Origin of the sequence: Klebsiella ornithinolytica (assembly GCF_030505655.1) — a bacterium.
GTDB classification, from domain to species: Bacteria; Pseudomonadota; Gammaproteobacteria; order Enterobacterales; family Enterobacteriaceae; genus Klebsiella; species Klebsiella ornithinolytica.
Window position 1 is genome coordinate 2877123 of record NZ_CP130153.1, and the last position, 22700, is coordinate 2899822.

The window sequence follows — 22700 nt, forward strand, 5'->3', positions numbered from 1 at the left end:
CCTTGCATTCCTGACTATAAGGGTTAATCCTTAATGAGTATTATTTAAGAGTAAACACTCATTTTTTCTTCAAAATTCAAGGAGTAAACATGAAGGCAGCCGTTGTTACCCACGATCATCAGGTTGATGTGACGGAAAAAACACTGCGTCCCCTGCAACATGGAGAAGCGTTGTTGAAAATGGAGTGCTGTGGCGTATGCCATACCGACCTGCACGTGAAAAACGGCGATTTTGGCGATAAAACCGGCGTGATTCTGGGCCATGAAGGCGTGGGCGTTGTACAGCAGGTTGGTCCGGGCGTCACCTCCCTGAAACCGGGCGACCGCGCCAGCGTGGCGTGGTTCTTCGAAGGCTGTGGGCACTGCGATTACTGTAACAGCGGCAACGAAACGCTCTGCCGTTCGGTAAAAAATGCCGGTTACAGCGTAGACGGCGGCATGGCTGAAGAGTGCATCGTCACCGCTAACTATGCGGTCAAAGTGCCGGACGGCCTCGACTCTGCTGCCGCCAGCAGCATCACCTGCGCGGGTGTTACCACCTATAAAGCGGTGAAAGTTTCCCATATTAAACCGGGCCAATGGATTGCCATCTACGGTCTTGGTGGCCTCGGCAACCTGGCGCTGCAATATGCGAAAAACGTGTTCAATGCCAAAGTCATCGCCATCGACGTTAACGATGCGCAGCTGGCGCTGGCGGCCGAGATGGGCGCAGATCTGACCATTAACTCCCGCAATGAAGATGCGGCGAAGGTGATTCAGGAAAAAACCGGCGGCGCTCACGCGGCCGTCGTCACCGCTGTCGCCAAAGCGGCGTTTAACTCCGCCGTTGACGCCGTTCGCGCCGGAGGCCGCGTGGTGGCCGTTGGCCTGCCTCCGGAAGCCATGAGCCTCGATATTCCCCGTCTGGTACTGGATGGTATCGAAGTGGTGGGCTCGCTGGTCGGCACCCGTCAGGATCTGACCGAAGCCTTCCAGTTCGCGGCCGAAGGGAAAGTCGTTCCTAAAGTGACGCTGCGTCCGCTGGGCGACATCAACGCCATCTTTAAAGAGATGGAACAAGGGCAAATTCGCGGCCGTATGGTTATCGATTTCCGCCGCTAAGCCTCGCGCCTCTCCCGCTCAGGGAGAGGCCGTTTCATGACGCTGGCCATCCGGCATGAACGCATTCCTCCGGCTGTTACCCACATAGAATATTTCCCCGACGCGGTAAATGCCTTTTCCGCAAATGCTTAGCGCAATTCGTTGGTTCCTTTGTTTATATCCGCGCCCGATGATGGCAACACAATAGATAACAAAGGAATTCACCATGCAAAGCCGTTTTCGTCTGCCCGCGTTGGCAGCCCTCTTTTTATCCGGCGCTTTTTCCGCCTGGGCCGCCGATACGCCGGTCAAAGGCGGGACATTAATCTATCTGGAGCAGCAGCCGCACACCAATCTCTATCCACCGGCCGGAGGCTTCTACCCCAACGGCGGCATTCTCAATCAGATAACCGATAAGCTCACCTGGCAAAACCCGAAGACGCTGGCGGTTGAACCGTGGATTGCCGAGAGCTGGGTCACGAACGCCGACAAAACCGAATACACCTTTACGCTGCGTCCGGGCATCACCTTCTCCGACGGTACCCCGCTGGATGCCCACGCGGTGGCCAAAAATTTTGATACCTACGGTCTCGGCAATAAAGCCCACCGGCTGCCGGTCTCTGAAGTGATCAACAACTACGACCATAGCGAAGTCATCAATCCGCTAACGGTGAAGTTTTACTTCAAAAAGCCGTCGCCAGGATTCCTGCAGGGTACCGCCACCATTGGCTCCGGGCTGGTCTCTCTCAGCACCTTGCAGCGTAATTTCGACGAGCTCGGCGACGCGCGCAATATTATCGGCTCCGGACCCTTTATCGTTAAAGATGAAAAGCCGGGTCGCGAGCTGACGCTGGTCGCCCGTAAGGATTACCTGTGGGGGCCGAAAAACCTGGCTCAACAGGGGCCGGCCAACCTCGACGGCATTACCTTTATCGTCACTCCGGAAGACAGCGTGCGTATCGGGGCGTTACTGGCGGGTCAGGCCGACTTTATCCGCCAGGTCCAGGCCTACGATGAAAAGCAGGCGACCGACCAGGGATTCAGGATTTATGCCGCCCCCACCCGCGGCGTCAATGACAGCCTGAGTTTCCGCCCGGATAACCCGCTGGTGTCCGACCTGCGCGTCCGCCAGGCGCTGCTGCATGCCACCAATGCAAAACAGGTGGTTGATACGCTGTTCTCCGCCAACTACCCGCAGGCGACCTCGGCTATCGCCAGCACGGCGGCAGGGTATGTCAATCTGAGCGACAAGCTGACCTTCGATCAGGCCAAAGCCAGACAGTTGCTCGATGAAGCCGGATGGCAACCGGCCGCCGACGGGATCAGAGAGAAAGATGGCCAGCGCCTGGCGCTGACGGTCTATGAATCGCTGCCGCAGCCGCAAAACAAAGAGGTGCTCCAGCTGATCGCCCAGCAGTGGCGCCAGGTGGGGGCGGCGCTGAGCGTCAAAGCGGGCGATGCCGGTAGCCGGGTAATTGATAACCTCGATCCGCTGAAGACCCCGCTGACCGTTTCAGAAGTGGGTCGCGCCGACCCGGACGTGGTGAAAAGCATGTTCTTCCCGACCAACCGCGATGCTCTGCTGCAACAGGGCGGTTCCAGCGACAAAGTGCAGCACTTCCGCGACGATAAGCTTAACGATCTGCTGACCGCGATTTCCGCCGAAGTCGATGCGCAAAAACGCCTGCAGCTGACCGGCGATGCCCAGCGCTATCTGCTGGATAACGCCTACGTGATCCCGATATTTGAAGAGCCGCAGGTCTTTGCCGGCGCGCCGTGGGTGAAGGGCGTGAGTTTTGAAGCCGTTGGTCGTCCGTCGTTCTACGGCAGCTGGCTGGAAAAGCACTGAGGAGCATGGGATGAGCCATAACCTTCTGCGACGTCTGGGCCAGAGTTTACTGGTGCTGTGGGCGGCCTTCACCCTCTCCTTCGTGCTGCTGCAGGTGCTGCCGGGAGACGCGGTACTGATCAAGTTCCAGAATCCGGATCTGGGTCTCAGTCCGGCGCAAATCGCCGATATGCGCATCGCCTACGGCGCCGACAGCCCAATCTGGACGCAGTATTTCCACACCTTAGCGGCGATGCTGCAGGGGGATTTTGGCTACTCGTTACAGGCGGGTATTGCGGTCAGTACGCTGCTGGCCAGCAACCTGCCGGATACGCTCAGCCTCGCGATCCCGGCGTTTATACTGGCTATCGTGCTGGCCTTTAGCCTGGCCTTCGCCTCACGCCTGCCGGGGCTGCGCTGGCTGAGCAATACCTTACAATCTTTGCCGGTGCTGTTTATCTCGCTGCCGACCTTCTGGCTGGGCATTGCGCTGATTCAACTCTTCTCCTTCCAGCTGCGTTGGATCCCGGTGATCAACCCCGGCCCGCTACAGGGCCTGATACTGCCGATCATTGCCGTCGCGGTGCCCATTTCCGCCCCGCTGGCGCAGATCCTGATGCGCAGCATGGACCAGGTGGCCGCCCTGCCGTTTGTCGCCATCGCCCGCGCCAAAGGGATGAGTGAAACCGGCGTCCTGTGGCGACACGTTACCGGCAACGCCCTACTACCGGCGCTGAATATCGCCGGGCTGCTGCTGGGGGAGTTGATCGCCGGCGCATTGATTACCGAAACCGTCTTCGGCCGCGGCGGTCTGGGTCAACTGACCCAGCAGGCGGTCAACAATCAGGATATTGCCGTCTTACAGGCGGTGGTGATGATCTCCGCCCTCGCGTTTGTGTTGATTAACCTGCTGGTGGATCTGCTGATGCCGCTGTTCGATCCCCGCCTGAAAACAGTGACCGGAGGAGTGGTATGAGCCTCGTTGATTACGCTACCGCCGCCCGCCGGCGGGCGCCCGGCCGTCGACCGCTGCGTTTCCAGCCGGGGCTATGGCTCGCCTGGAGCATCATGATCGCCGCGCTGTTGATGGCGCTCGCCCCGCAGCTGTTCAGCGGCTATAACCCGCTTGAAGGGACCTCCGGCGCGCAGCGTCTGGCGCCGCAGGTCGGCCACTGGCTAGGAACCGACCAGCTGGGACGCGATCTGTGGACGCGGATTGTCTATGGCGCGGTCCACTCTCTTTCCGCCGCGCTGGCGGCCGTCGCTATCGGGCTGCTGGTCGGCACCGCGCTCGGTACGCTGGCCGGTGCCGTTGCCGGACGCGTCGAGTCGCTGGTGATGCGGCTGGTTGACGTCCTGCTGGCCATCCCGTCGCTGCTGCTGTCATTAACGGTGATTATCCTGCTTGGCTTCGGCACGCTGAACGCCGCGGTTGCCGTGGGCGTTGCCGCCATTGCCAGTTTTGCCCGCCTGGCGCGAGCGGAAGTAGTCCGCGTGCGGCACAGCGACTACGTCGAAGCGGCCTTTGGCAGCGGCGGCACTTTCTTCGCCGTCTTCTGGCGGCATATTTTACCTAATTCCCTCACCGCCGTACTGGCCTTCGCCACACTGCAGTTTGGCCAGGCGATTCTCGCCCTCTCCACCCTGAGCTTTCTCGGCTACGGGACCCCGCCGCCGGTGCCTGAATGGGGGCTGCTGATTGCCGAAGGCCGTAACTATCTCTCAACCGCCTGGTGGCTGACCACCTTTCCCGGCGTGGCGGTCGTCGCGGTGGTGCTGGCGGCCAACCGCATCAGCCGTCAATTTAGCGGAGAGCGCTCATGAACGTATTACGCGTGGAAAACCTGCGCATCAGCTACCGCTCGCAGCACCGCTGGCAGGAAGTGGTGCATAACGTCAGTTTCAGCCTGCAACGCGGTGAAATGCTGGCATTTGTCGGGGAGTCGGGTTCCGGCAAAACCACCACCGCCCAGGCCATTATCGGCCTGCTGGCGAACAATGCCCGACGCGACAGTGGACGAGTGGAGATCAATGGCGAGGATATCAGCGGCTGGTCGGGGAAACGACTTGATAGTCTGCGCGGCACGCGCATCAGTCTGGTCCCGCAGGACCCGGGCAACTCCCTGAACCCGGTACAAACGATCGGCGCGCAGGTTGGCGAAATTCTGCGTCTGCACCAGAAAGAGCCCGCCGCCGTACGTAAGCAGCAGGTGCTGGCCCTGCTGAGCAAAGTTGGCCTCAGCCACCCCGAACAGCGCTTTCATCAGTATCCGCATCAGCTCTCCGGCGGCATGAAGCAGCGGGTGTTAATTGCGATCGCCATTGCCCTGAAGCCGGACTTGATCATTGCCGACGAGCCAACCAGCGCCCTCGATGTCACCGTACAAAAACGTATTCTCGACCTCCTCGATACCCTGCGCCGGGAGTCCGGGACGGCGGTACTGCTCGTCACCCACGATCTGGCGCTGGCGGCGCAGCGTGCCGACCGGCTGCTGGTTTTTCGCCACGGAGAAATTCAGGAACAGGGCATTACGGCGGATGTTATCCGCGCACCGCAACACGCCTACACTCGCCAGCTGTTGAGCGATCTGCAGGGAATCCAGCCGACAATAGGGGCAGCGCAGCGCCGCCATCCGGCGACGGCCGCTATCCGGGTCGCGGATATCAGTAAACGTTTTTCGCTGGGCGACGCCGGGCTGCAGGCGCTTGACGCCGTCAGCTTTGAGGTGAAACGCGGTACAACCCATGCGTTAGTGGGTGAATCAGGTTCGGGCAAAACCACGCTGGCGCGGATTCTGCTCGGATTTGAACAGGCCGATCGCGGCCACATCGCCATCGATGGTATCGATGCCGGTCATTTAAGTCGCGAGGCGCAGCGTCAGCTGCGGCGTAAAATTCAGTTCGTCTACCAGAACCCGTTCGCCTCGCTCGACCCGCGTCAGACCCTGTTTGAGATTATCGAAGAGCCGCTGAAAAATTTCGAACCGCTGAGCCCGGCCATCCGTCGTGCCCGGGTCGAGGCGGTTGCCGCCCGGGTCGCACTGGCGCCGGAGCTGCTGACGCGGACCGCCCGCGAGCTTTCCGGCGGCCAGCGCCAGCGGGTCGCCATTGCCCGGGCGCTGGTACTGGAGCCGACGATTCTGGTCCTCGACGAAGCGACTTCCGCGCTGGATGTCACGGTGCAGGCGCAGATTCTGGCCCTGCTTCAGCAGCTCCAGCAACAGCTGGGGCTGACCTATCTGTTTATCACCCACGACCTGGCGACGGTGCGTCGCATCGCGCAGAGCGTCACGGTACTGCGCGCCGGTCAGGTTGTGGAATACGGCGAGGTCAACCGCCTGTTTAGCCAGCCGCAGCACGACTATACCCGTGAACTCATCGCCGCTATTCCCCACCTGTCCACTCTGAGCAAGGAGATCGCATGACGCGTAAACGCCTGGGTTTTTTCACCCGCCTGCTGGACTCTGCCCCTGCGCAAGAGCGCTACCGGCTGGCAACCGAACAGATTCGCCACGCCGAACGTCTCGGCTTTGACAGCGCGTGGATTGCCCAGCATCACTTCCACGAGCATGAAGGCGGCCTGCCTTCGCCGCTGGTCTTTCTCGCCCACGTGGCGGCACAGACCGAACATATTCGCCTCGGTACCGCCATTATTACGCTGCCGATGGAGAACGCACTGCGGGTCGCCGAAGACGCGGCGGTGCTGGATCTCCTGGCCAACGGGCGTCTTGAAGTCGGCTTTGGCTCCGGCGGTACGCCCACTTCATTTCTGCCGTTTGGCTTAACCAGCGAACAGCGGGGCGCCGCCTTTGCCGATAATCTGCATCTGATCCACAGCGCCTGGCGCGGTGATTCACTGGCCCATCCAGAAAACCATCTCTACCCGCCGGCGCCGCAGCTGGCTGAACGGATCTGGATAGCGACGTTTTCAATTGACGGTGCCATTCGCGCCGGTCAGGCCGGTCACGGCCTGATGCTCTCCCGCACGCAGCCGCGCCCGCCCGGGCAGCCATATTTAGCGCTTGATGCCATCCAGAATCCGCTGATCGATGCCTACCTCGCGGCGCTGCCCGCCGGCAAAGCGCCAAGGATCCTCGCCTCGCGCACCGCCTTTATTGCCGACAGCCAGGAGTACGCTCTGCAGGTTGCAGCACCCGGATTACGCCAGCAGGCAGCGGCGCATCGCGCCGCCGGGCATGAAATAATCGGTGACACTGTCACCGACCATCTGTCGCAACTGGATGCCCACGTCGGGGATGTCGAACATGTACAGGCGTCTCTGGCGCGGGACAGCGTGCTGGCCCGCGTCACCGATATTTCGTTCCAGGTCCACTCCGTTGAGCCCGCGCACCGTGACACGCTGCGTTCCCTTGAGCTGATCGCTCAGCATATCGCCCCGCAACTAAGGTAGGAGTCACCATGACACTGAGTCAGGATATTTTGGCAGAGCTGGCAGAGATTTCCCCGCGTTCCCCGTTAGCCGAGGCCCGGGCCGTGCGCGACGCAGCGACCCGCCATGCGCAGGGCAGCTATGAGGTGCTGTTCAGCCAGCAGGATGAGGATTTTCCACCCGATGAGCGTTTTGCCGTCGCCGCCAAAGTGGCGAAACTGCATCAGGCCGATGCGCTGGCCGCCCACTATGCCGGTTTTGGCCTCGCCGACCCGACCTCCGCGCGGCTGACACCGGCGCTGGCGTTTGCCCGCCTGTTAACCTTCAGCCCGGTGGAAGCCACGCCCTCGGCGCTGCAGGCGCTTACCCGCGCCGGCTGGACCCCGCGGGGGATAGTCACCCTCGCCCAGCTGATCGCCTTCGTCAGCTTCCAGAGCCGGTTGCTCAACGGTCTGCGGTTATTGAACGGCAAACCCTTTGCCAGCGCCGATACGCCGGTGGCGGCCGGTTTCTGGCATACCACCCGGCAAACGGTCAGCGGTAGGCCCGCCCCGGGACATTTCACCCGAGATGAGCTCAACTGGGAGCCCTGGCTTGAGGCCAAACCGCTGGAAGCCTTCAACGACGACGAACGGGCGATTCTGGCGAAATTTGGCCATACGGATTCCCCCTACTTCCGGCTGCTGGCGCGCAATCAGCCGGTGCTGGAGCAGCGTACGCTGACCGACAAAGGCATCTTCTACACTCCAGGCGGTCTGCCGCGTGCGGAACGGGAGCTGGCCGCCACGGTCGCCAGTAAAGTTAACGGCTGTATTTATTGCGCATCGGTCCATGCCCGCAAGGCGGCGCAGCTGGCAAAAGATGAGAGTGCGATAGAAACGCTGCTGGCGGTGACGCCGGGGGAAACATTGAGCGACGGCCAGTCGCCGCGCTGGCGGGCGGAAATAGACTTTGCCGCCGCCCTTTCCGTCACGCCGCCAGCCCTGACCACAGCGCATCTTCATGGCCTTGAAGAACAGGGGCTGGACACGCTGGCCCAGCTCGATTTACTGCAATCGGCGGCCTTTTTCGCATGGGCTAACCGCCTGATGTTGACCCTTGGCGAACCGTGGGAAACCGATTAATTCACCGCGCCCGCCGCGATGCGGTTTCGCTGGCCGCGGGCGTAAATCAACAGGGATGTCATGGCCAGGAAGGAGAGTAACGCCGCCGGGAGCGCAATCGCATTCCAGCCAAAGCCCGAGGTAATCATCATCCCGCCGCAAAATGCGCCGATCGCGCTGCCGAGGTTGAAGGCTATCTGCCCGCCGGCCGCCCCCAGCATCTCTCCGCCCCGCGCATTCTGTAGCAATAAGATTTGCAACGGCGCCGCCAGCGCAAAGAGTCCGGCGCAGCACAAAAATGCCAGCAGCAGCGATGCCGTTTTATGGTCGCCAAAGAGAAAGATCAGCAGCATCACCACCACAATGGCGCCGTCGGTGGCGGCCGCAATGCGCAGCGGGCTGTAGCGAGCGGAGATTTTCCCGCTCAGCAGATTACCGATAACCATCCCCAGCCCTACCAGCATCATGATGGCGATCATCGCGCTTTCGGAAAATCCGGAGACATGGATCATAAAGGGTTTGATGTAGCTGAACCACGTAAACACCCCGGCGTTGCCAAACAGGGTCGCGGCAAAAATAAGCCACGGCGCAGGCGACGATAAGAAGTGAAACTGCTCCCGCAGCCGCGATGTGGATCGATCAAAGACGGTCGGTACCCACCAGAGAATCGACATCAGCACCGCCACGTTGAAGACGGCAATGCCCAGAAAGGTATAGCGCCAGCTGAACTGATGCCCAAGCCATGTCCCGGCGGGGACGCCGACCAGGTTAGCCACCGTCATCCCGGCAATCATTCCCGCCACCGCAGCGGTCACTTTACCCGGCGGGGCCACCTTCGACAGAATAATCGCCCCGACGCCGAAAAAGGCGCCATGCGGGAAGCCGGACACCAGCCGCCCTGTCGCCAGCATGAAATAGCTGGAAGAAAAGGTAAACAAGGTATTCCCGACAATACAGAGCGCCGCGAGAAACAGCATCACCGACTTTAATGAAAAGCGGCTGGAAAACAGCGCCATCACCGGTGCGCCAATCACCACCCCGAAGGCATACCAGGCGATCATGTTGCCGGCGACAGGAATGGAGACCCCGACATCGTGAGCAATTTCCGGCAACACACCCATAATGCCAAATTCCGCCATGCCCAGGCCAAACGTACCCAGCGCGAGCGAAAAAATCGTCTTTTTCATTCAGTTAATCACGTAGTTTGGATTTTTGGCCGGCATTATTGACCATTCAGGATCGGCAAACCAGACAAAAACGTCCGCTGACCCGTTTGTCCATAAAATAGCGCGATCCCTGCATGTGAGTCTGGGGGCGGGAGAGATGAATTGGAGAGGATGGCCGGCGCGTCGGCGTGACGCAGAGGCAGTCAGCCGTATCGCAGCGCAATACGGCTGGAGAGCGTTAGTGGGTCGCTTTCCCGATCATGCCGCCGGCCCCGGCGCCCAGCGCCGCGCCCTGCAGCACGCTGTTGCCGGAAACGGCTGCGGCACCCGCTCCGACTGCGGCGCCGATGGCCCCGCCGGTACGTGCGGCTTTGCCTTTGTCGCCGTGTTCAGTCATGGCGCCGATACCGCCACCGACGACCGCGCCTTGTACCGTAGAGCGCACGCTTTTTCCGCTTAGCGCCCCCACGGCGGCCCCCGCCACGGCGCCACCGGCCGTTTTATCCATCGCGCTGACGGAAAAGGTCAGTGCGCATCCCAAAAAAATGGCTATACCGTTCGCTGTTTTCATCGGTCAATTCCTTTTTAGTTCGCTCCCGAAGGCGTTAACGCCAGCCCTACGGACAATCCTCAGGAGCCAGACCTCGCGGTCTGATGGCAAAGAGTCGGCAAACGGTATGCGCTCGCTGGCGGAATGAAAAGAGAAAACTTGTCCAAATCTGGACAAGTTTCATGCCTTCTGCCGCGTGACGCCTTGCCGCTTTCAGCCATTAACCCGCGGAATTGTCATAATGTCCGCCACTCTGGCCCGGGGTGATTACACTTTACGGTACACGGGTCCCATTTCCCCTCTCAGAACGGAGCGATAGCCATGGGAAACAACAAGAAGGCCAAGGGTGTAGCGGGTTCGACCAAAATGAAGCCGCTTGGCGACAAAGAGTATGAAAAAGCGCTGCGCAAGCTCCACGTTGAGCTGGTTAAATTGCAGCAGTGGGTGGTCAGTCAGGGACTGAAGGTCTGCATTGTCTTTGAAGGCCGCGATGGCGCCGGTAAAGGTGGCACCATCAAAGCGATCACCGAGCGGGTCAGCCCGCGTGTGTTCCGGGTGATCGCCCTGCCGGCCCCGACCGACAAGGAGAAGACCCAGCTCTATTTTCAACGCTATATCCCGCATCTGCCGGCCGCAGGAGAAATCGTCATTTTCGACCGCAGCTGGTATAACCGGGCCGGCGTTGAACGGGTGATGGGATTTTGCAGCGCCGACGAAGTGGAAAAATTCCTTGCTGGCGCGCCGCTGGTAGAGCGGTCGATGGTGGAGTCCGGCATCATCCTGCTCAAATACTGGCTCGAGGTGACGCCGGAAGAGCAGGAACGTCGGCTGCGCGACCGCATTGATGACGGGCGAAAAATCTGGAAATTATCACCGATGGATATCAAGTCATTTAACCGCTGGGATGAGTACACGCAGGCCAGGGATGCGATGTTTGCCGCCACCGACACCTCCTGGGCGCCGTGGTTTGTCGCCCGTTCGGAAGAGAAGAAGCGCGTGCGCCTGAATATCATTACGCATCTGCTGTCGCAGATCCCCTATAAGAGCGTCCATACCGAACCGGTCAAATTACCCAAACGTAAAATTGGCAAAGTGAAAACGGCCGATTACCCTTTCCGTTTTATTGCCGAGCGTTTCTGAGTCCGGACTCCGCCTTGCCCGCCTCGGCCCTTCGGTGCCGGGGCGGGCAAGGCCCCCCTTTTCTGGGGAGCTCAAATCGACAAATCCGCCGTTTACCTCAAGTTAACTTCAGGTATTACCCTTAACGCATCCTCGTCAGACCACAATAAGGACATGATATGCATGAGATTGACAGCGGTTTTACCCACGTCGCCTTTATGGTGCGGGATCTCGACAGGAGCATCGATTTTTATACCCGTTATACCGCCATGCAGGTGATTCATCGGCGCTCGCCGAATCTTCCCTCCGCGCGTCACGTGGCGTGGTTAAGCGATCGTACCCGCTTATTCGCCCTGGTGCTGGTGCAGGCGGACGAGCCGACCGATACCCCGCTGGGGCCGTTTGGTCATTTAGGTGTCGCCTGCGCGACCAAAGCGGAGATCGACGGGAAAACCGCGATGGCGCGGCGGGAAGGCGTGCTGAGAAAGGAGCCGGAGCAACTTGGGGAACCGGTGGGCTATTACGTTTTTTTCCGCGACCCGGATGGCAATACGCTGGAACTCTCTTACGGCCAGCGCGTTGGGCTGGAAGTCCTGCGTAGCGAGAGCTGAAAGCACATGGCGCGACCAGGTCGCGCCATGAATCGGTCAGGAACGGCGGGACGAGATGCCTTCCGAACTCTCTTTTTTCGCTTCCAGGCGCTCAACCTCGCGATACCAGCGCGGGTGGTGTTTCTTCGCCCAGCGACGGCTGACTTTCCCTTCGACCATCCCCTTAATCGACCCTTTCACCCAGAATGCCATATACATATGGATCAGGATGGCGTGAATCAAAATAATCGCCGAGGTGGCGTGAATCAGCAGGCTGTAGCGAATGACCTGGATCGGGAAGAAAGGGGCAAACCAGGGACGCCAGATGATCACCCCGGTCACCAGCAGCACGAAAATCATGCTCATGATGGTCCAGAACATCATCTTCTGCCCGGCATTATATTTGCCGACGCGGGCCACTTTATGCTCATTGCCCTTCAGCACTTCAACAATGCCCTTCAGCCACGGGATGTCCTGCTTGTCCGGAATGTTATGGTGGACAAAGCGTACAAACATAAACATCAGCGCAATGAAGATAGCCACGCCGAAGAAGGGATGCAAAATGCGCCCCATCTGCGGCGTACCGAAGGTTTCCGTCAGCCACTGCAGCGTCGGGAAAAAGAACGAGATCCCGGAGAGCGCCACCAGAAAGAAGCAGATAACCACCGTCCAGTGACAGGCGCGATCGATAAACTTTGTGCGCACAATCATTTTCGATTTATTCATCATGCTCCTCCTCGTCGTCATCCACTTCCTTATTCGGCCCGATGCCGATGTAGTGATAAATCAACCCGGCAAAGGTAGCGATAAAACCGGCCGCTGACAGCGGTTTCAGCGCCCCTTTCCACAGATTAATACTGGTATCAATCTGCGGCTCTTTCGGCAAATTGTGGTACAGCTCAGGCTGGTCAGCATGGTGCAGAACGTACATCACGTGGGTACCGCCCACCCCCTGCGGGTTGTATACCCCGGCCTGTGAATAGCCGCGCGCTTTCAGCTTGTTGACCCGCTCCTGCGCGACCTCCAGCATCTCCTTCTTGCTGCCAAAATGGATGGCGCCGGTCGGGCAGGTTTTCACGCACGCCGGTTCCTGACCGACGCTAACGCGATCCACGCAGAGGGTACATTTATAGACCCGGTTATCCTCTTTATTGAGACGCGGGACATTAAACGGACAGCCGGCAATGCAGTAGCCGCAGCCGATGCAGTTCTCCTGCTGAAAATCGACGATGCCGTTGGCGTACTGAATAATCGCGCCGGCGGAAGGACAGGCTTTCAGACAGCCTGGCTCCTCGCAGTGCATGCAGCCATCTTTACGGATCAGCCACTCCAGCTTGCCGTTCTGCTCGGTTTCGCTAAAGCGCATCACCGTCCAGGATTTTGCGCTCAGGTCCGCCGGGTTATCGTACACCCCGACGCAATGCCCCACCTCGTCGCGGATATCGTTCCACTCGGAACAGGCCACCTGGCAGGCTTTGCAGCCCACGCAGGAGGAGACATCAATTAGCTTAGCCACTTCCGCCTTGTAGTCCCGCGCACGCGGCGCGGGGGTTATCGGGTTGGTAGCGGAGCGCTTAATAATGTCTTGTGTTTCCATCGCCATTGAATCGCTCCTTACGCTTTCTCGATGTTGACCAGAAACGCTTTATACTCCGGCGTTTGCGAGTTGGAATCGCCGACGTTTGGCGTCAGGGTATTGGCGATATAGCCTTTCTGCGCCACCCCTTCAAAGCCCCAGTGCAGCGGGATCCCGACGGTCTCCACCTGCTGGCCGTGAACGTTGAGGGTCCGCAGACGGCGAGTCACCACCGCCACCGCGCGAATAAAGCCGCGCTGGCTGCTCACCGTCACCCGATCGCCGTTGGCAATGCCTTTCGCCTGCGCCAGACCTTCGCTGATTTCCACAAACTGTTCCGGCTGGGCGATGGCGTTGAGCCGCGCATGCTTGGTCCAGGTATGGAAATGCTCGGTCAGGCGATAGGTCGTGCCGACGTAAGGGAACTTATCTTTTTTCCCTAAGCGCAGGGCGTCCTCTTCATACAGACGCACCACCGGACTGGAGATCACCTGCGGATGCAGCGGGTTGGTCCCCAGCGGCGTTTCCATCGGCTCGTAATGTTCCGGGAACGGCCCTTCGGCCAGCTTATCGAGCGCAAACAGACGCCCCAACCCTTCCGGCTGCATGATAAACGGCCCGGTATTGCTGCCCGGCGCGGCGGTATTGAAGTCAGGAATATCGTTCCCCGTCCACTTGCTGCCGTTCCACTGGATCAGCATCCGCTTCGGATCCCACGGCTTGCCGTTAATATCCGCCGACGCCCGGTTGTACAGCACGCGTCGGTTCAGCGGCCACGCCCAGGCCCAGCCCAGCGTATTGCCCAGCCCTGACGGATCGGCGTTATCGCGGTTGGCCATCTGGTTACCCTGCTCCGTCCAGCTACCGGCGTAGATCCAGCAGGACGATGCCGTAGTGCCGTCATCGCGCAACAGCGCGAAGCTGCTCAACAGCTGGCCTTTTTTCGCCAGCAGAACGCCGTTGCTGTCGTAGAGATCCTCCAGCGCGTAGCCGTTGTTCTCTTTCGCCACCTCTTCCGACTCCGGATGATCCGGCTGCTTGTAGCTCCAGCTCATCTTCAGCAGCGGTTCCGCGCCTTTGCCGCCTTCACGGCGATACATTTCGCGCAGGCGATGGTAAATCCCGGCCAGAATTTCGCCGTCGTTACGCGCTTCGCCCGGCGCATCCTGGCCTTTCCAGTGCCACTGCAGCCAGCGCCCGGAGTTGGCAATCGACCCGTCCTCTTCAGCAAAGCAGGTGGAGGGCAGACGGAACACTTCGGTCTGAATCGCCGCCGGGTCAACATCGTTCGACTCGCCGTGGTTTTGCCAGAAGGTCGAGGTTTCGGTCACCAGCGGGTCGATAACCACCATGTACTTCAGCTTGCTCAGGCTGCGGACCACCTTGTTTTTGTCCGGGAACGAGGCCACCGGGTTGAAGCCCTGGCAGATATAGCCCGTGACCTGACCTTTATCCATCATGTTGAAATACTTGATGACGTCGTAAGCCTGATCCCATTTCGGCAGCCAGTTAAAGCCCCAGTCGTTCTCTTTCTGCGCCGCATCGCCGTAAAACGCTTTCATCAGACTGACCGCAAACTTCGGATAGTTGCTCCAGTAGTTCACCTGATCCGGTCGCGTTGCTTTTGGCGTGTTCGCCGCCAGCCAGGTGTGCAGATCGGTCTGTTTTTCAGACGGCAGCGTCAGATAGCCAGGCAAGCTGGTCGACAGCAGGCCGAGGTCGGTTAAGCCCTGAATATTGGAGTGGCCGCGCAATGCGTTAACGCCGCCGCCGGCCATCCCCATGTTGCCGAGCAGCAGCTGGATCATCGCCATCGTGCGGATGTTCTGCGCGCCGACGGTATGCTGCGTCCAGCCCAATGCGTACAGGAAAGTGGTGGTCCGGTCCGCGGCGCTGGTGGAAGCCAGCACTTCGCACACTTTCAGGAAGTCGGCTTTCGGCGTTCCGCAGATATTCTCCACCACTTCCGGCGTATAGCGGGAGACATGCTGCTTCAGCAGGTTCCATACGCAGCGCGGATGTTGCAGGGTCTCATCGCGCAGGGCGTAGCCATTTTCGTCGAACTGATAGTTCCACGACGTTTTGTCGTACTGCCGTTTTTCAGCGTCGTAGCCGCTGAACAGGCCATCTTCGAAGGCAAAATCATCGCGCACCAGCAGGTTGGCGTTGGTGTAGTGCTTAACGTACTCCGCATTGATTTTGTTGTTTTCAATCAGGTACAGCAGCACTCCCGACAGGAAGGTAATGTCGGTCCCGGATCGAATCGGCGCATAGATATCGGCGACCGAAGCCGTACGCGTAAAGCGCGGGTCGACGACGATCAGCGTCGCATCGTTGTTGTTTTTCGCCTCCATCGCCCAGCGGAATCCCACCGGATGAGCTTCAGCGGCGTTGCCGCCCATCACCACCACGACGTTAGCGTTTTTGATATCAACCCAGTGGTTGGTCATCGCACCGCGACCAAATGTTGGAGCAAGACTTGCTACCGTTGGTCCGTGTCAGACGCGCGCCTGGTTATCCACTGCCAGCATGCCGAGCGAACGCACAAACTTCTGCGTCAGCATCCCGGTTTCGTTACTCGCCGCCGAGGCGCACAGCATCCCGGTTGAAAGCCAGCGGTTGACCACGGTGCCCTGCTCGTTTTTCTCAATAAAGTTGGCATCACGGTCGGCTTTCATCAGTCTGGCGATACGGGTAAAGGCATCGTCCCAGGAGATGCGCTGCCATTTGTCAGAGCCTGGCGCGCGGTATTCCGGATAGCGCAGACGGTTATCGCTGTGAACATAATCCAGCAGCCCCGCCCCTTTCGGGCATAAAGCGCCCCGACTGACCGGGTGATCGGGATCCCCTTCAATATGATAAATGGCTTCTTTCGCGTTCTTCGCGCCGTCGCCCAGGCTATACATTAATAGCCCGCAGCCCACGGAACAGTATGTGCAGGTGTTGCGGATCTCTTTGGCGCGCAATAATTTGTAATTACGCGCCTGAGCCAGCGCCATTTTGGGTGCGAAACCCAGGGCAGCAGCTGTTGTTCCGGCCATACCGCCTGCGCAGATTTTAAAAAACTTTCTGCGGCTGACGTCCATTGATTTTCTCCATGCAGGATGCGTGTTCATCGCGGGGGAAACTAACAGCAATGCCCCTGATTTTTTTGCGTCAAATCAATGTCGAAAACCATCGCCCCCTTAATAGTCAAGGTCAGCGGATTTCATTACTCCCTTTGTATTAAGCGCGAAGGAAAACAGGGGCCAGAAGGAATGAAAAAGTGTTATAAATCGACTCTTGATGAATATCGGTGTCAGGTTTGACATGGAAAAGAAAAAAGCAACGTTGACCGGTCTGGCTGCCATTGTGCTGTGGAGCACGATGGTCGGACTAATTCGTGGCGTCAGTGAAGGGTTAGGTCCGGTCGGCGGCGCGGCAATGATCTATACGCTGAGCGGCTTATTATTGCTGGCCACCGTCGGGTTTCCCCGGCTGCGGCAAATGCCGCGCGCCTATCTGCTGGCCGGCAGTCTGCTGTTCGTCAGCTATGAAATTTGTCTGGCGCTGTCGCTGGGCTTTGCCGGCAGCCGCCAGCAGGCGATTGAAGTCGGGATGGTCAATTATCTGTGGCCCAGCCTGACGATTCTCTTTGCCATTCTCTTTAATGGTCAGAAAACCAGCTGGCTGGTCGTTCCCGGCTTATTTCTCGCGCTGCTTGGCGTCACCTGGGTATTAGGCGGTGAGCATGGCCTGAATATCGATGAAATTACCCGGAACGTCGTCTCCAGCCCCCTGAGCTATATTCTGGCCTTTGTCGGCGCATTTATCTGGGCGACCTATTGCACGGTCACCGCAAAATATGCGCGCGGCAAAAACGGCATCACCCTGTTTGTTTTATTAACCGCCCTGACCCTGTGGCTCAAGTTTATGTTCAGCGATCAACCGCCGATGATTTTCAGCTGGCCGGTGGTCATTAAGCTGGTGATGTGCGCGGTGGCGCTGGGGTTTGGCTATGCGGCCTGGAACGTAGGTATTCTCCACGGCAACGTCAGCCTGCTGGCGGCCGCCTCTTACTTTACCCCGGTGCTCTCTTCGGCGCTGGCGGCGGTGCTGCTCAGCGCGGTCCTCTCCTGGCCATTCTGGCAGGGAGCCGGCATGGTATGCGCCGGCTCCCTGCTCTGCTGGTATGCCACCCGACGTTAGCCGAGGTCGCCTCCGGCCACCGGCAGCGTAACGCCGGTGATATAGCTTGCCTCATCGCTGGCGAGAAACAGGATCGCGTTCGCCTGTTCCGTCAGCGTGCCGTAGCGATGCATCAGGCTGCTCTCCACGGTTTGATCGACCACCTGCTGATACCACTCCTGCTCCTGCGCCGTGGGCGTTTCATGATTCCGCGGGGTTAAGCGCGCCGGCGCCTCGGTTCCGCCCGGCGCCACGGCGTTGATGCGAATCCCGCTGCCGCTGTACTCCATAGCAATCGAACGGGTCAGCGCGTTGACCCCGCCTTTCGCCGCCGAGTAAGGCACCCGGTTAACGCCCGCGGTGGCAACGGACGAGACGTTAACAATGCTGCCCTTGCCCTGTTTGAGCATCCACGGTAGCGCCGCGCGGCAGCCCCACAGCGTCGGAAACAGCGAGCGACGAATCTCTTTTTCAATCTGATCCGGCTGATATTCGGCAAACGGCCGCGCCCAGATCGTCCCCCCGATGTTATTAATCACCACATCCAGTCGGCCAAAATGGGCGACCCCGGCGGCAAAAGCCTGCTCGGTGCTCTCCCACTGTTCGAGGTCTGCCTCCAGCGCCAGCACGTCGCTGCCCCCCTCGGCCAGCGTCGCCGCCAGCTCGTGGACATAGCGCGAACGGTCGATCAGCAGCAAACGGGCCCCTTCACGGGCGGCCTGCTCTGCCGTCTGACGGCCAATGCCCTGGGCGGCGCCGGTAATGGCCACCACTTGATGTTGAAAACGCATCGCTCCTCCTTATGCCGCCGCACTCTGGCTGGCGAGAAATTTTTCGTACCAGAAACCTGCCGGATTAATTCCCCGCTCGCGAAGCGCGCCGGAAACCGCGTTGACCATCGGCGGCGGGCCGCACAGATAGATGTCGACATCGCCATCGTTAAGCATCGCGTCATCAAGATGCCCGGTAACAAACCCGCGCTGCGGGCAGGCGCTCTGTTCATCGGCAACGACCGGCAGCCAGCGGTAACCGGAAAGCTGACCGACAAACGCATCCAGCGCCTCGGTCTTCACCAGATCGCTATCGCGGGTGACGCCATAGAGCAGCGTAATCGGCCGGGTACTGCCCTGCAGGGCCAGGGTGTGCAGCATCGACAGCAGCGGCGCCAGCCCGGTCCCGCCCGCCAGCATCAGCAGCGGACGTTCTCCGTTGCGCAGGTAGAAGCTGCCCATCGGGCCGCTGAGGGTAAGACGATCGCCCGCTGCCGCCTGGCGCGTCAGCCACTGGCTCATTACCCCGCCGGGCACATTGCGGATCAGGAACCGACCTTCGCGCTCGCCCGGAAGCGAGCTGAAAGAGTAAGCGCGCACCTGCGGTGTGCCCGGTACCTGAATGTTGATGTATTGTCCGGGCAGAAAAGCCAGCGGTTCATCCAGCTGGAGCACCAGCTCAATGGCGGTCTCCGACAGGTGATTCACCTGCATCACCGCCGCACCGCTGCTGGCGAGCGCGGTTTTGCACTGCGCCGCAGCCACCGGAACGTCAATCACGCAATCGCTGGTCGGGATCATCTGACAGGTCAGCACCTGACGAGCATCGGCCTCTTCTTCGCTCAATGCCTCCTCGAGATACTCTTCCCCCATGCCATAGTCGCCGCTGGCGCAATGGCATTTGCAGGTCCCGCAGACGCCGTCCGAGCAATCCATCGGCAGGTTGACCTTCTGGCGGTAGGCGGCGTCCAGCACTTTTTCTCCTGCATTGCACTGGATAAAGCGGGTAATACCATCCTCAAAATTGAGTGCGATAGTAAACATATCCACCTCTTAAATATGGTAAACGTCAATCACCTGACGGATATAATCGTTGTTCAGCCGCACCGTCTTACGCAGGATCTGCGGTTTGCCGTCGCAGGTCGTCAAGGTGACGCAGGTCGAGCCAAACCACGCGTCGGTGTGCTGGTACCGGTGGTTGTAAGTCACCCAGTTGTAGCGCACCTCCACCCCCTGCTCATTTTCGCCGAGCAGCTCAACGTTGCTGATCAGGTGGGTGGTACGCGGCTCCGGCGTACTGGCGCCAGAACGTTCCGTTTTGATGCGGTAGACGCGGTCCTCAAGTCCCTCGCGGTTCGGGTAATAGATCAGCGATATTTCGCGCTGCGGGTCGCGGGTCAGCTTGTCGTCATCGCCCCATGCCGGCATCCAGAACACCACTTTCGGGCTGTAGCACGTCAGCCACTGATCCCACTGGCGGTCGTCCAGCAGGCGGGCTTCGTAATAGAGAAACTGGCGAACCTGTTCAAGCGTCAGCATCACACCACCTCCACGCGTTGGGTTATGGACTGTTCATAGCGCTGCTGCTCTTTTTCCAGCGCCGCCAGCATCACGTTTTGCCAGTGATGGTGATGGGCGATGTACAGCGCCTCATCCTCCGATTTCACCCCGCTAAGCAGCGGAGTGAATCCGGCATGCCGGGCGTGTTCATCCGGGCCATCGACCCAGTGCAGCGCGCCGCGACTGAGATCGCTCCACGCCAGGTTCTCGCCGAGATAGCCGCGCTGGCAGGCGCTGAACTCTTCCAGATCGTCCGGCGTTCCCATGCCGCTGACGTTAAAGAAATCCTCGTACTGGCGGATGCGCAGCGCGCGGGCCTGCTCCGGCTCGCCTTTCGGCGCGAAGCACCAGATAGTGACTTCGGTTTTGTCTACTGCGAGCGGGCGAATAACGCGGATCTGTGTGGAAAACTGGTCCATCAAATAGACGTTGGGATAGAGACAAAGATTGCGCGTTTCATTGACCATCTGGTCGGCGCGCAGCTCGCCAAACTCGGCCTGTAAGCGGGCCTGATGGGCGAAAACCGGGCGCACTTCCGGGTTGAGCGCCCGGGTCCACAGCAGCATATGGCCGTTTTCGAAACCGTAACCTCCGCCGAGACTTTTCGACCAGCCGTTGGCATCGACGGAATGCGTCCCTTCGGCTTCGTAGTTGCGGCGCGACATTGTGGAGGCGTAGTTTCAGTGCACCACGCTAACGTGGTAGCCGTCGGCGCCGTTTTCCGCCCCCAGCTTCCAGTTGCCCTCGTAGACATAGCTGGAGGAGCCTTTCAGCACTTCCAGCCCTTCCGGCGCCTGATCGACCATCAGATCGATAATTTTGCAGGTTTCGCCAAGATAAGTTTCCAGCGGCTGCACGTCCTCGCTGAGGCTGCCGAATAAGAAGCCGCGATATGAGGCAAAGCGCGGCAGTTTTTTCAGGTCATGCGACCCTTCATGTTTAAAGGTCTCCGGATAACCGCCGGTGCTTTCATCTTTGGCTTTCAGCAATTTACCGTTGTTGCCAAAGGTCCAGCCGTGGAACGGACAGGTAAACGAGTTTTTATTGCCGGTTTTACGACGGCAGAGCATGGCGCCGCGATGGGCGCAGCTATTAATTAACGCGTGCAAGGCATGCTGTTTATCGCGGGTGATAATAACCGGCTGTCGTCCGAGAGTCAGAGTAAAATAATCACCAGGCTCAGGAATTTGACTTTCATGGGCGAGGAACACCCAGTTCCCTTCAAATATATGTTTGATCTCAAATTCAAATAGCTGCGGATCGGTAAAAATCGAACGATGGCAGCGATAAATATGTTTTTGCCGGTCAACAATTAATGCATTGCTGATTTTATCTTTTAATAGCGAGAGTGTTTTTTGCATGAGCTTAGCCCTCCTGCAGAATTCAGGAATTAATAAAGTCAGAGAGAATAATCAATTCGGGAATATCCCCGGCCGCGCGTGGCAGGCCGGGCAACAGCATGACTCACCGCCCCGGGCGCACCGGCCCGGGAGGTGCGCCGGTCATTACTCTTGTGCGCGCAGGCGGGAAATACGCTGTTCTTCGTCGGCGTTGAGGGCCGGGCACAAAGTAAAGTCGAAGCGAATTTCGGTGTGTTCGCCGTCAAGCTCACGCTGCTGAATCAGCTCACGATCGGTGATTTTAACCGGGTCGGCAATCAGGCCATCGCGGGTGGCGAAGGCAAAGTCATCCCACAGATACTTATCACCGTTAAGGTTAATCTGGCTGGTTAAATGCTTGTGGCCCGGCGCGGAAACAAAGAAGTGAATATGTGCCGGACGGTTGCCGTGACGACCCAACTGATTAAGCAGCTTTTGGGTCGGGCCATCCGGCGGACAGCCGTAGCCAGAAGGCATGATGCTACGCACGCTGTAGCGGCCATCTGCGCCGGTGCGGATGCGGCGACGCAGGTTGTATTCACTCTGGCTCTGGTCGAAGAACGAATAGTTCCCCAGGGTGTTGGCGTGCCAGATATCCACAATGGCGTTAGCGACCGGACGCCCCTGGGTATCGCACACCTGACCGTGCAGCCACATGACTTCACCCGCATCGCGGCCGTCATCCATCCGCGCGTGCCCTTCTGCGAGCGGCGCATTGGCCACGTACAGCGGCCCCTCAATGGTGCGCGGCGTACCGGTTTCCCGATGCGCTGCGGCGTCAATCGCATCCTGACGCAGGTCGAGGAAGTGTTCCAGCCCGAGACCTGCCGCCAGCAGCGCCGCTTCCTGACGCCCGCCCAGTTCATGCAAATAGTTCACCGCATGCCAGAACTCTTCCTGGGTAATATTATAATCGTCGATCAGGGTGCACATATCTTCCAGTAAACGATGCACAATGGCTTTAAAGCGTTCATTACCGCCGGGAACATTTAACCCGGCACTTTCACGTAATAATTTCTGCACGGCTTCTTGTTGTACGAAAGAATTTTTCATTGTGATTCTCACTTATTGCTTGCAGTTGGCTTGTAGGGTTTACACCGGAATATCCGGCGCGAGGTTTTTTATTATTTTTAGCTATCGTCTTCACGAATCGAGGAGGGATGACGACACAGTGCCTCGACGCGTATTTCCATAAACGGGTATAACGGCAGAGCCATTAATATCTGGTGTAACTGGTCGGCATCACGCACATCAAAAATACTGACATTGGCGTACAGTCCGGCGACGCGCCAGATATGTCGCCAGGTGCCTTCACGCTGTAATTGCTGCGAATAGGCTTTTTCTCGTTGTTTAATCTCCTCAAGCTCGGCGGCGGGATATCCCAGCGGGATCTTGACGGTCATATCCACTTTAAACAGCATAT

At 59.0% G+C, this 22700-nt stretch carries 20 protein-coding genes and 1 pseudogene; 10 read left to right on the forward strand and 11 right to left on the reverse strand.

Annotation, left to right across the window (positions count from 1 at the left end):
* The first annotated feature begins 89 nt into the window (after positions 1-89).
* The 7 genes from adhP (at position 90) to Q1L34_RS13845 (ending at position 8421) form a co-directional block, all read left to right on the forward strand.
* Positions 90-1100, forward strand: coding sequence for an alcohol dehydrogenase AdhP (adhP, locus tag Q1L34_RS13815; RefSeq protein WP_004861757.1), 1011 nt, complete (start codon positions 90-92; stop codon positions 1098-1100).
* A gap of 205 nt (positions 1101-1305) precedes the next feature.
* A complete protein-coding gene (locus Q1L34_RS13820; RefSeq protein WP_327204107.1) occupies positions 1306-2928 on the forward strand; it encodes a TIGR04028 family ABC transporter substrate-binding protein in 1623 nt (540 codons plus the stop codon).
* 10 nt (positions 2929-2938) lie between these two features.
* Positions 2939-3883, forward strand: coding sequence for an ABC transporter permease (locus tag Q1L34_RS13825; RefSeq protein WP_211843531.1), 945 nt, complete (start codon positions 2939-2941; stop codon positions 3881-3883).
* Entirely contained in the window at positions 3880-4731 is an 852-nt protein-coding gene (locus tag Q1L34_RS13830; RefSeq protein ID WP_004861751.1) for an ABC transporter permease, read from the forward strand. The genes Q1L34_RS13825 and Q1L34_RS13830 overlap by 4 nt, the downstream gene beginning before the upstream one ends.
* Complete coding sequence (locus Q1L34_RS13835; protein WP_004861748.1) at positions 4728-6332, forward strand: dipeptide ABC transporter ATP-binding protein; 1605 nt, start codon at positions 4728-4730, stop codon at positions 6330-6332. Before Q1L34_RS13830 ends, Q1L34_RS13835 begins: the two co-directional genes overlap by 4 nt.
* Positions 6329-7318, forward strand: coding sequence for a putative FMN-dependent luciferase-like monooxygenase (locus tag Q1L34_RS13840; protein WP_015584382.1), 990 nt, complete (start codon positions 6329-6331; stop codon positions 7316-7318). Before Q1L34_RS13835 ends, Q1L34_RS13840 begins: the two co-directional genes overlap by 4 nt.
* Positions 7319-7326: 8 nt before the next feature.
* A complete protein-coding gene (locus Q1L34_RS13845; protein WP_327204108.1) occupies positions 7327-8421 on the forward strand; it encodes an alkylhydroperoxidase domain protein in 1095 nt (364 codons plus the stop codon).
* Here the strand turns inward: Q1L34_RS13845 and araJ are convergent.
* Complete coding sequence (araJ, locus tag Q1L34_RS13850; protein WP_004861738.1) at positions 8418-9587, reverse strand: MFS transporter AraJ; 1170 nt, start codon at positions 9585-9587, stop codon at positions 8418-8420. The two genes, Q1L34_RS13845 and araJ, sit on opposite strands and share 4 nt — an antisense overlap.
* A 217-nt stretch (positions 9588-9804) precedes the next feature.
* Positions 9805-10137: a hypothetical protein gene (locus Q1L34_RS13855; protein WP_004861735.1), complete on the reverse strand. Its 333-nt coding sequence runs from the start codon at positions 10135-10137 to the stop codon at positions 9805-9807.
* Between the two features lie 300 nt (positions 10138-10437).
* Here Q1L34_RS13855 and ppk2 point away from each other — a divergent pair, with 300 nt between their 5' ends.
* Positions 10438-11256, forward strand: a complete 819-nt coding sequence (ppk2, locus tag Q1L34_RS13860) for a polyphosphate kinase 2 (RefSeq protein WP_004861730.1) — start codon at positions 10438-10440, stop codon at positions 11254-11256.
* 158 nt (positions 11257-11414) lie between these two features.
* A complete protein-coding gene (locus tag Q1L34_RS13865; protein WP_044348267.1) occupies positions 11415-11846 on the forward strand; it encodes a VOC family protein in 432 nt (143 codons plus the stop codon).
* A 36-nt stretch (positions 11847-11882) separates the two neighbouring features.
* On the opposite strand, the gene fdnI is transcribed toward Q1L34_RS13865, so the two are convergent.
* The 3 genes from fdnI to fdnG are packed head-to-tail and all read right to left on the reverse strand — an operon-like array spanning position 11883 to position 16487.
* A complete protein-coding gene (gene fdnI, locus Q1L34_RS13870) occupies positions 11883-12551 on the reverse strand; it encodes a formate dehydrogenase-N subunit gamma (RefSeq protein ID WP_004861726.1) in 669 nt (222 codons plus the stop codon).
* Positions 12544-13428, reverse strand: a complete 885-nt coding sequence (gene fdxH / locus Q1L34_RS13875) for a formate dehydrogenase subunit beta (RefSeq protein ID WP_015584385.1) — start codon at positions 13426-13428, stop codon at positions 12544-12546. The genes fdnI and fdxH overlap by 8 nt, the downstream gene beginning before the upstream one ends.
* An 11-nt stretch (positions 13429-13439) precedes the next feature.
* Positions 13440-16487: a formate dehydrogenase-N subunit alpha gene (gene fdnG, locus Q1L34_RS13880; protein ID WP_099144447.1), complete on the reverse strand. Its 3048-nt coding sequence runs from the start codon at positions 16485-16487 to the stop codon at positions 13440-13442.
* A 223-nt stretch (positions 16488-16710) separates the two neighbouring features.
* Between fdnG and yddG the strand changes: the two genes are divergently transcribed.
* Positions 16711-17589 carry an aromatic amino acid DMT transporter YddG gene (gene yddG, locus Q1L34_RS13885; protein WP_004861717.1) on the forward strand — a complete coding sequence of 293 codons (879 nt, stop codon included), beginning with the start codon at positions 16711-16713 and terminating at the stop codon, positions 17587-17589.
* Here the strand turns inward: yddG and benD are convergent.
* The 6 genes and pseudogenes from benD to catC all read right to left on the reverse strand — a co-directional run bounded on the left by benD (position 17586) and on the right by catC (position 22698).
* Positions 17586-18359 carry a benzoate diol dehydrogenase BenD gene (benD, locus tag Q1L34_RS13890; protein ID WP_004861716.1) on the reverse strand — a complete coding sequence of 258 codons (774 nt, stop codon included), beginning with the start codon at positions 18357-18359 and terminating at the stop codon, positions 17586-17588. The two genes, yddG and benD, sit on opposite strands and share 4 nt — an antisense overlap.
* Positions 18360-18368: 9 nt before the next feature.
* Positions 18369-19382, reverse strand: a complete 1014-nt coding sequence (gene benC / locus Q1L34_RS13895; protein ID WP_032717410.1) for a benzoate 1,2-dioxygenase electron transfer component BenC — start codon at positions 19380-19382, stop codon at positions 18369-18371.
* 9 nt (positions 19383-19391) lie between these two features.
* Positions 19392-19877: a benzoate 1,2-dioxygenase small subunit gene (gene benB, locus Q1L34_RS13900; protein WP_004861712.1), complete on the reverse strand. Its 486-nt coding sequence runs from the start codon at positions 19875-19877 to the stop codon at positions 19392-19394.
* Positions 19877-21259, reverse strand: a pseudogene (locus Q1L34_RS13905) (Rieske 2Fe-2S domain-containing protein). The gene benB and the pseudogene Q1L34_RS13905 overlap by 1 nt, the downstream one beginning before the upstream one ends.
* 144 nt (positions 21260-21403) lie before the next feature.
* A complete protein-coding gene (gene catA / locus Q1L34_RS13910) occupies positions 21404-22330 on the reverse strand; it encodes a catechol 1,2-dioxygenase (protein ID WP_004861706.1) in 927 nt (308 codons plus the stop codon).
* Between the two features lie 77 nt (positions 22331-22407).
* A complete protein-coding gene (gene catC / locus Q1L34_RS13915) occupies positions 22408-22698 on the reverse strand; it encodes a muconolactone Delta-isomerase (RefSeq protein ID WP_004861704.1) in 291 nt (96 codons plus the stop codon).
* Positions 22699-22700: the final 2 nt, after the last annotated feature.

What these genes read in the sequence shown, in the direction of transcription:
- adhP (WP_004861757.1), top strand. Translation starts at nt 90, where the DNA reads ATGAAGGCAGCCGTTGTTACCCACGATCATCAGGTTGATGTGACGGAA.
- Q1L34_RS13820 (WP_327204107.1), top strand. Translation starts at nt 1,306, where the DNA reads ATGCAAAGCCGTTTTCGTCTGCCCGCGTTGGCAGCCCTCTTTTTATCC.
- Q1L34_RS13825 (WP_211843531.1), top strand. Translation starts at nt 2,939, where the DNA reads ATGAGCCATAACCTTCTGCGACGTCTGGGCCAGAGTTTACTGGTGCTG.
- Q1L34_RS13830 (WP_004861751.1), top strand. Translation starts at nt 3,880, where the DNA reads ATGAGCCTCGTTGATTACGCTACCGCCGCCCGCCGGCGGGCGCCCGGC.
- Q1L34_RS13835 (WP_004861748.1), top strand. Translation starts at nt 4,728, where the DNA reads ATGAACGTATTACGCGTGGAAAACCTGCGCATCAGCTACCGCTCGCAG.
- Q1L34_RS13840 (WP_015584382.1), top strand. Translation starts at nt 6,329, where the DNA reads ATGACGCGTAAACGCCTGGGTTTTTTCACCCGCCTGCTGGACTCTGCC.
- Q1L34_RS13845 (WP_327204108.1), top strand. Translation starts at nt 7,327, where the DNA reads ATGACACTGAGTCAGGATATTTTGGCAGAGCTGGCAGAGATTTCCCCG.
- araJ (WP_004861738.1), bottom strand. Translation starts at nt 9,587, where the DNA reads ATGAAAAAGACGATTTTTTCGCTCGCGCTGGGTACGTTTGGCCTGGGC.
- Q1L34_RS13855 (WP_004861735.1), bottom strand. Translation starts at nt 10,137, where the DNA reads ATGAAAACAGCGAACGGTATAGCCATTTTTTTGGGATGCGCACTGACC.
- ppk2 (WP_004861730.1), top strand. Translation starts at nt 10,438, where the DNA reads ATGGGAAACAACAAGAAGGCCAAGGGTGTAGCGGGTTCGACCAAAATG.
- Q1L34_RS13865 (WP_044348267.1), top strand. Translation starts at nt 11,415, where the DNA reads ATGCATGAGATTGACAGCGGTTTTACCCACGTCGCCTTTATGGTGCGG.
- fdnI (WP_004861726.1), bottom strand. Translation starts at nt 12,551, where the DNA reads ATGAATAAATCGAAAATGATTGTGCGCACAAAGTTTATCGATCGCGCC.
- fdxH (WP_015584385.1), bottom strand. Translation starts at nt 13,428, where the DNA reads ATGGCGATGGAAACACAAGACATTATTAAGCGCTCCGCTACCAACCCG.
- yddG (WP_004861717.1), top strand. Translation starts at nt 16,711, where the DNA reads ATGGAAAAGAAAAAAGCAACGTTGACCGGTCTGGCTGCCATTGTGCTG.
- benD (WP_004861716.1), bottom strand. Translation starts at nt 18,359, where the DNA reads ATGCGTTTTCAACATCAAGTGGTGGCCATTACCGGCGCCGCCCAGGGC.
- benC (WP_032717410.1), bottom strand. Translation starts at nt 19,382, where the DNA reads ATGTTTACTATCGCACTCAATTTTGAGGATGGTATTACCCGCTTTATC.
- benB (WP_004861712.1), bottom strand. Translation starts at nt 19,877, where the DNA reads ATGCTGACGCTTGAACAGGTTCGCCAGTTTCTCTATTACGAAGCCCGC.
- catA (WP_004861706.1), bottom strand. Translation starts at nt 22,330, where the DNA reads ATGAAAAATTCTTTCGTACAACAAGAAGCCGTGCAGAAATTATTACGT.
- catC (WP_004861704.1), bottom strand. Translation starts at nt 22,698, where the DNA reads ATGCTGTTTAAAGTGGATATGACCGTCAAGATCCCGCTGGGATATCCC.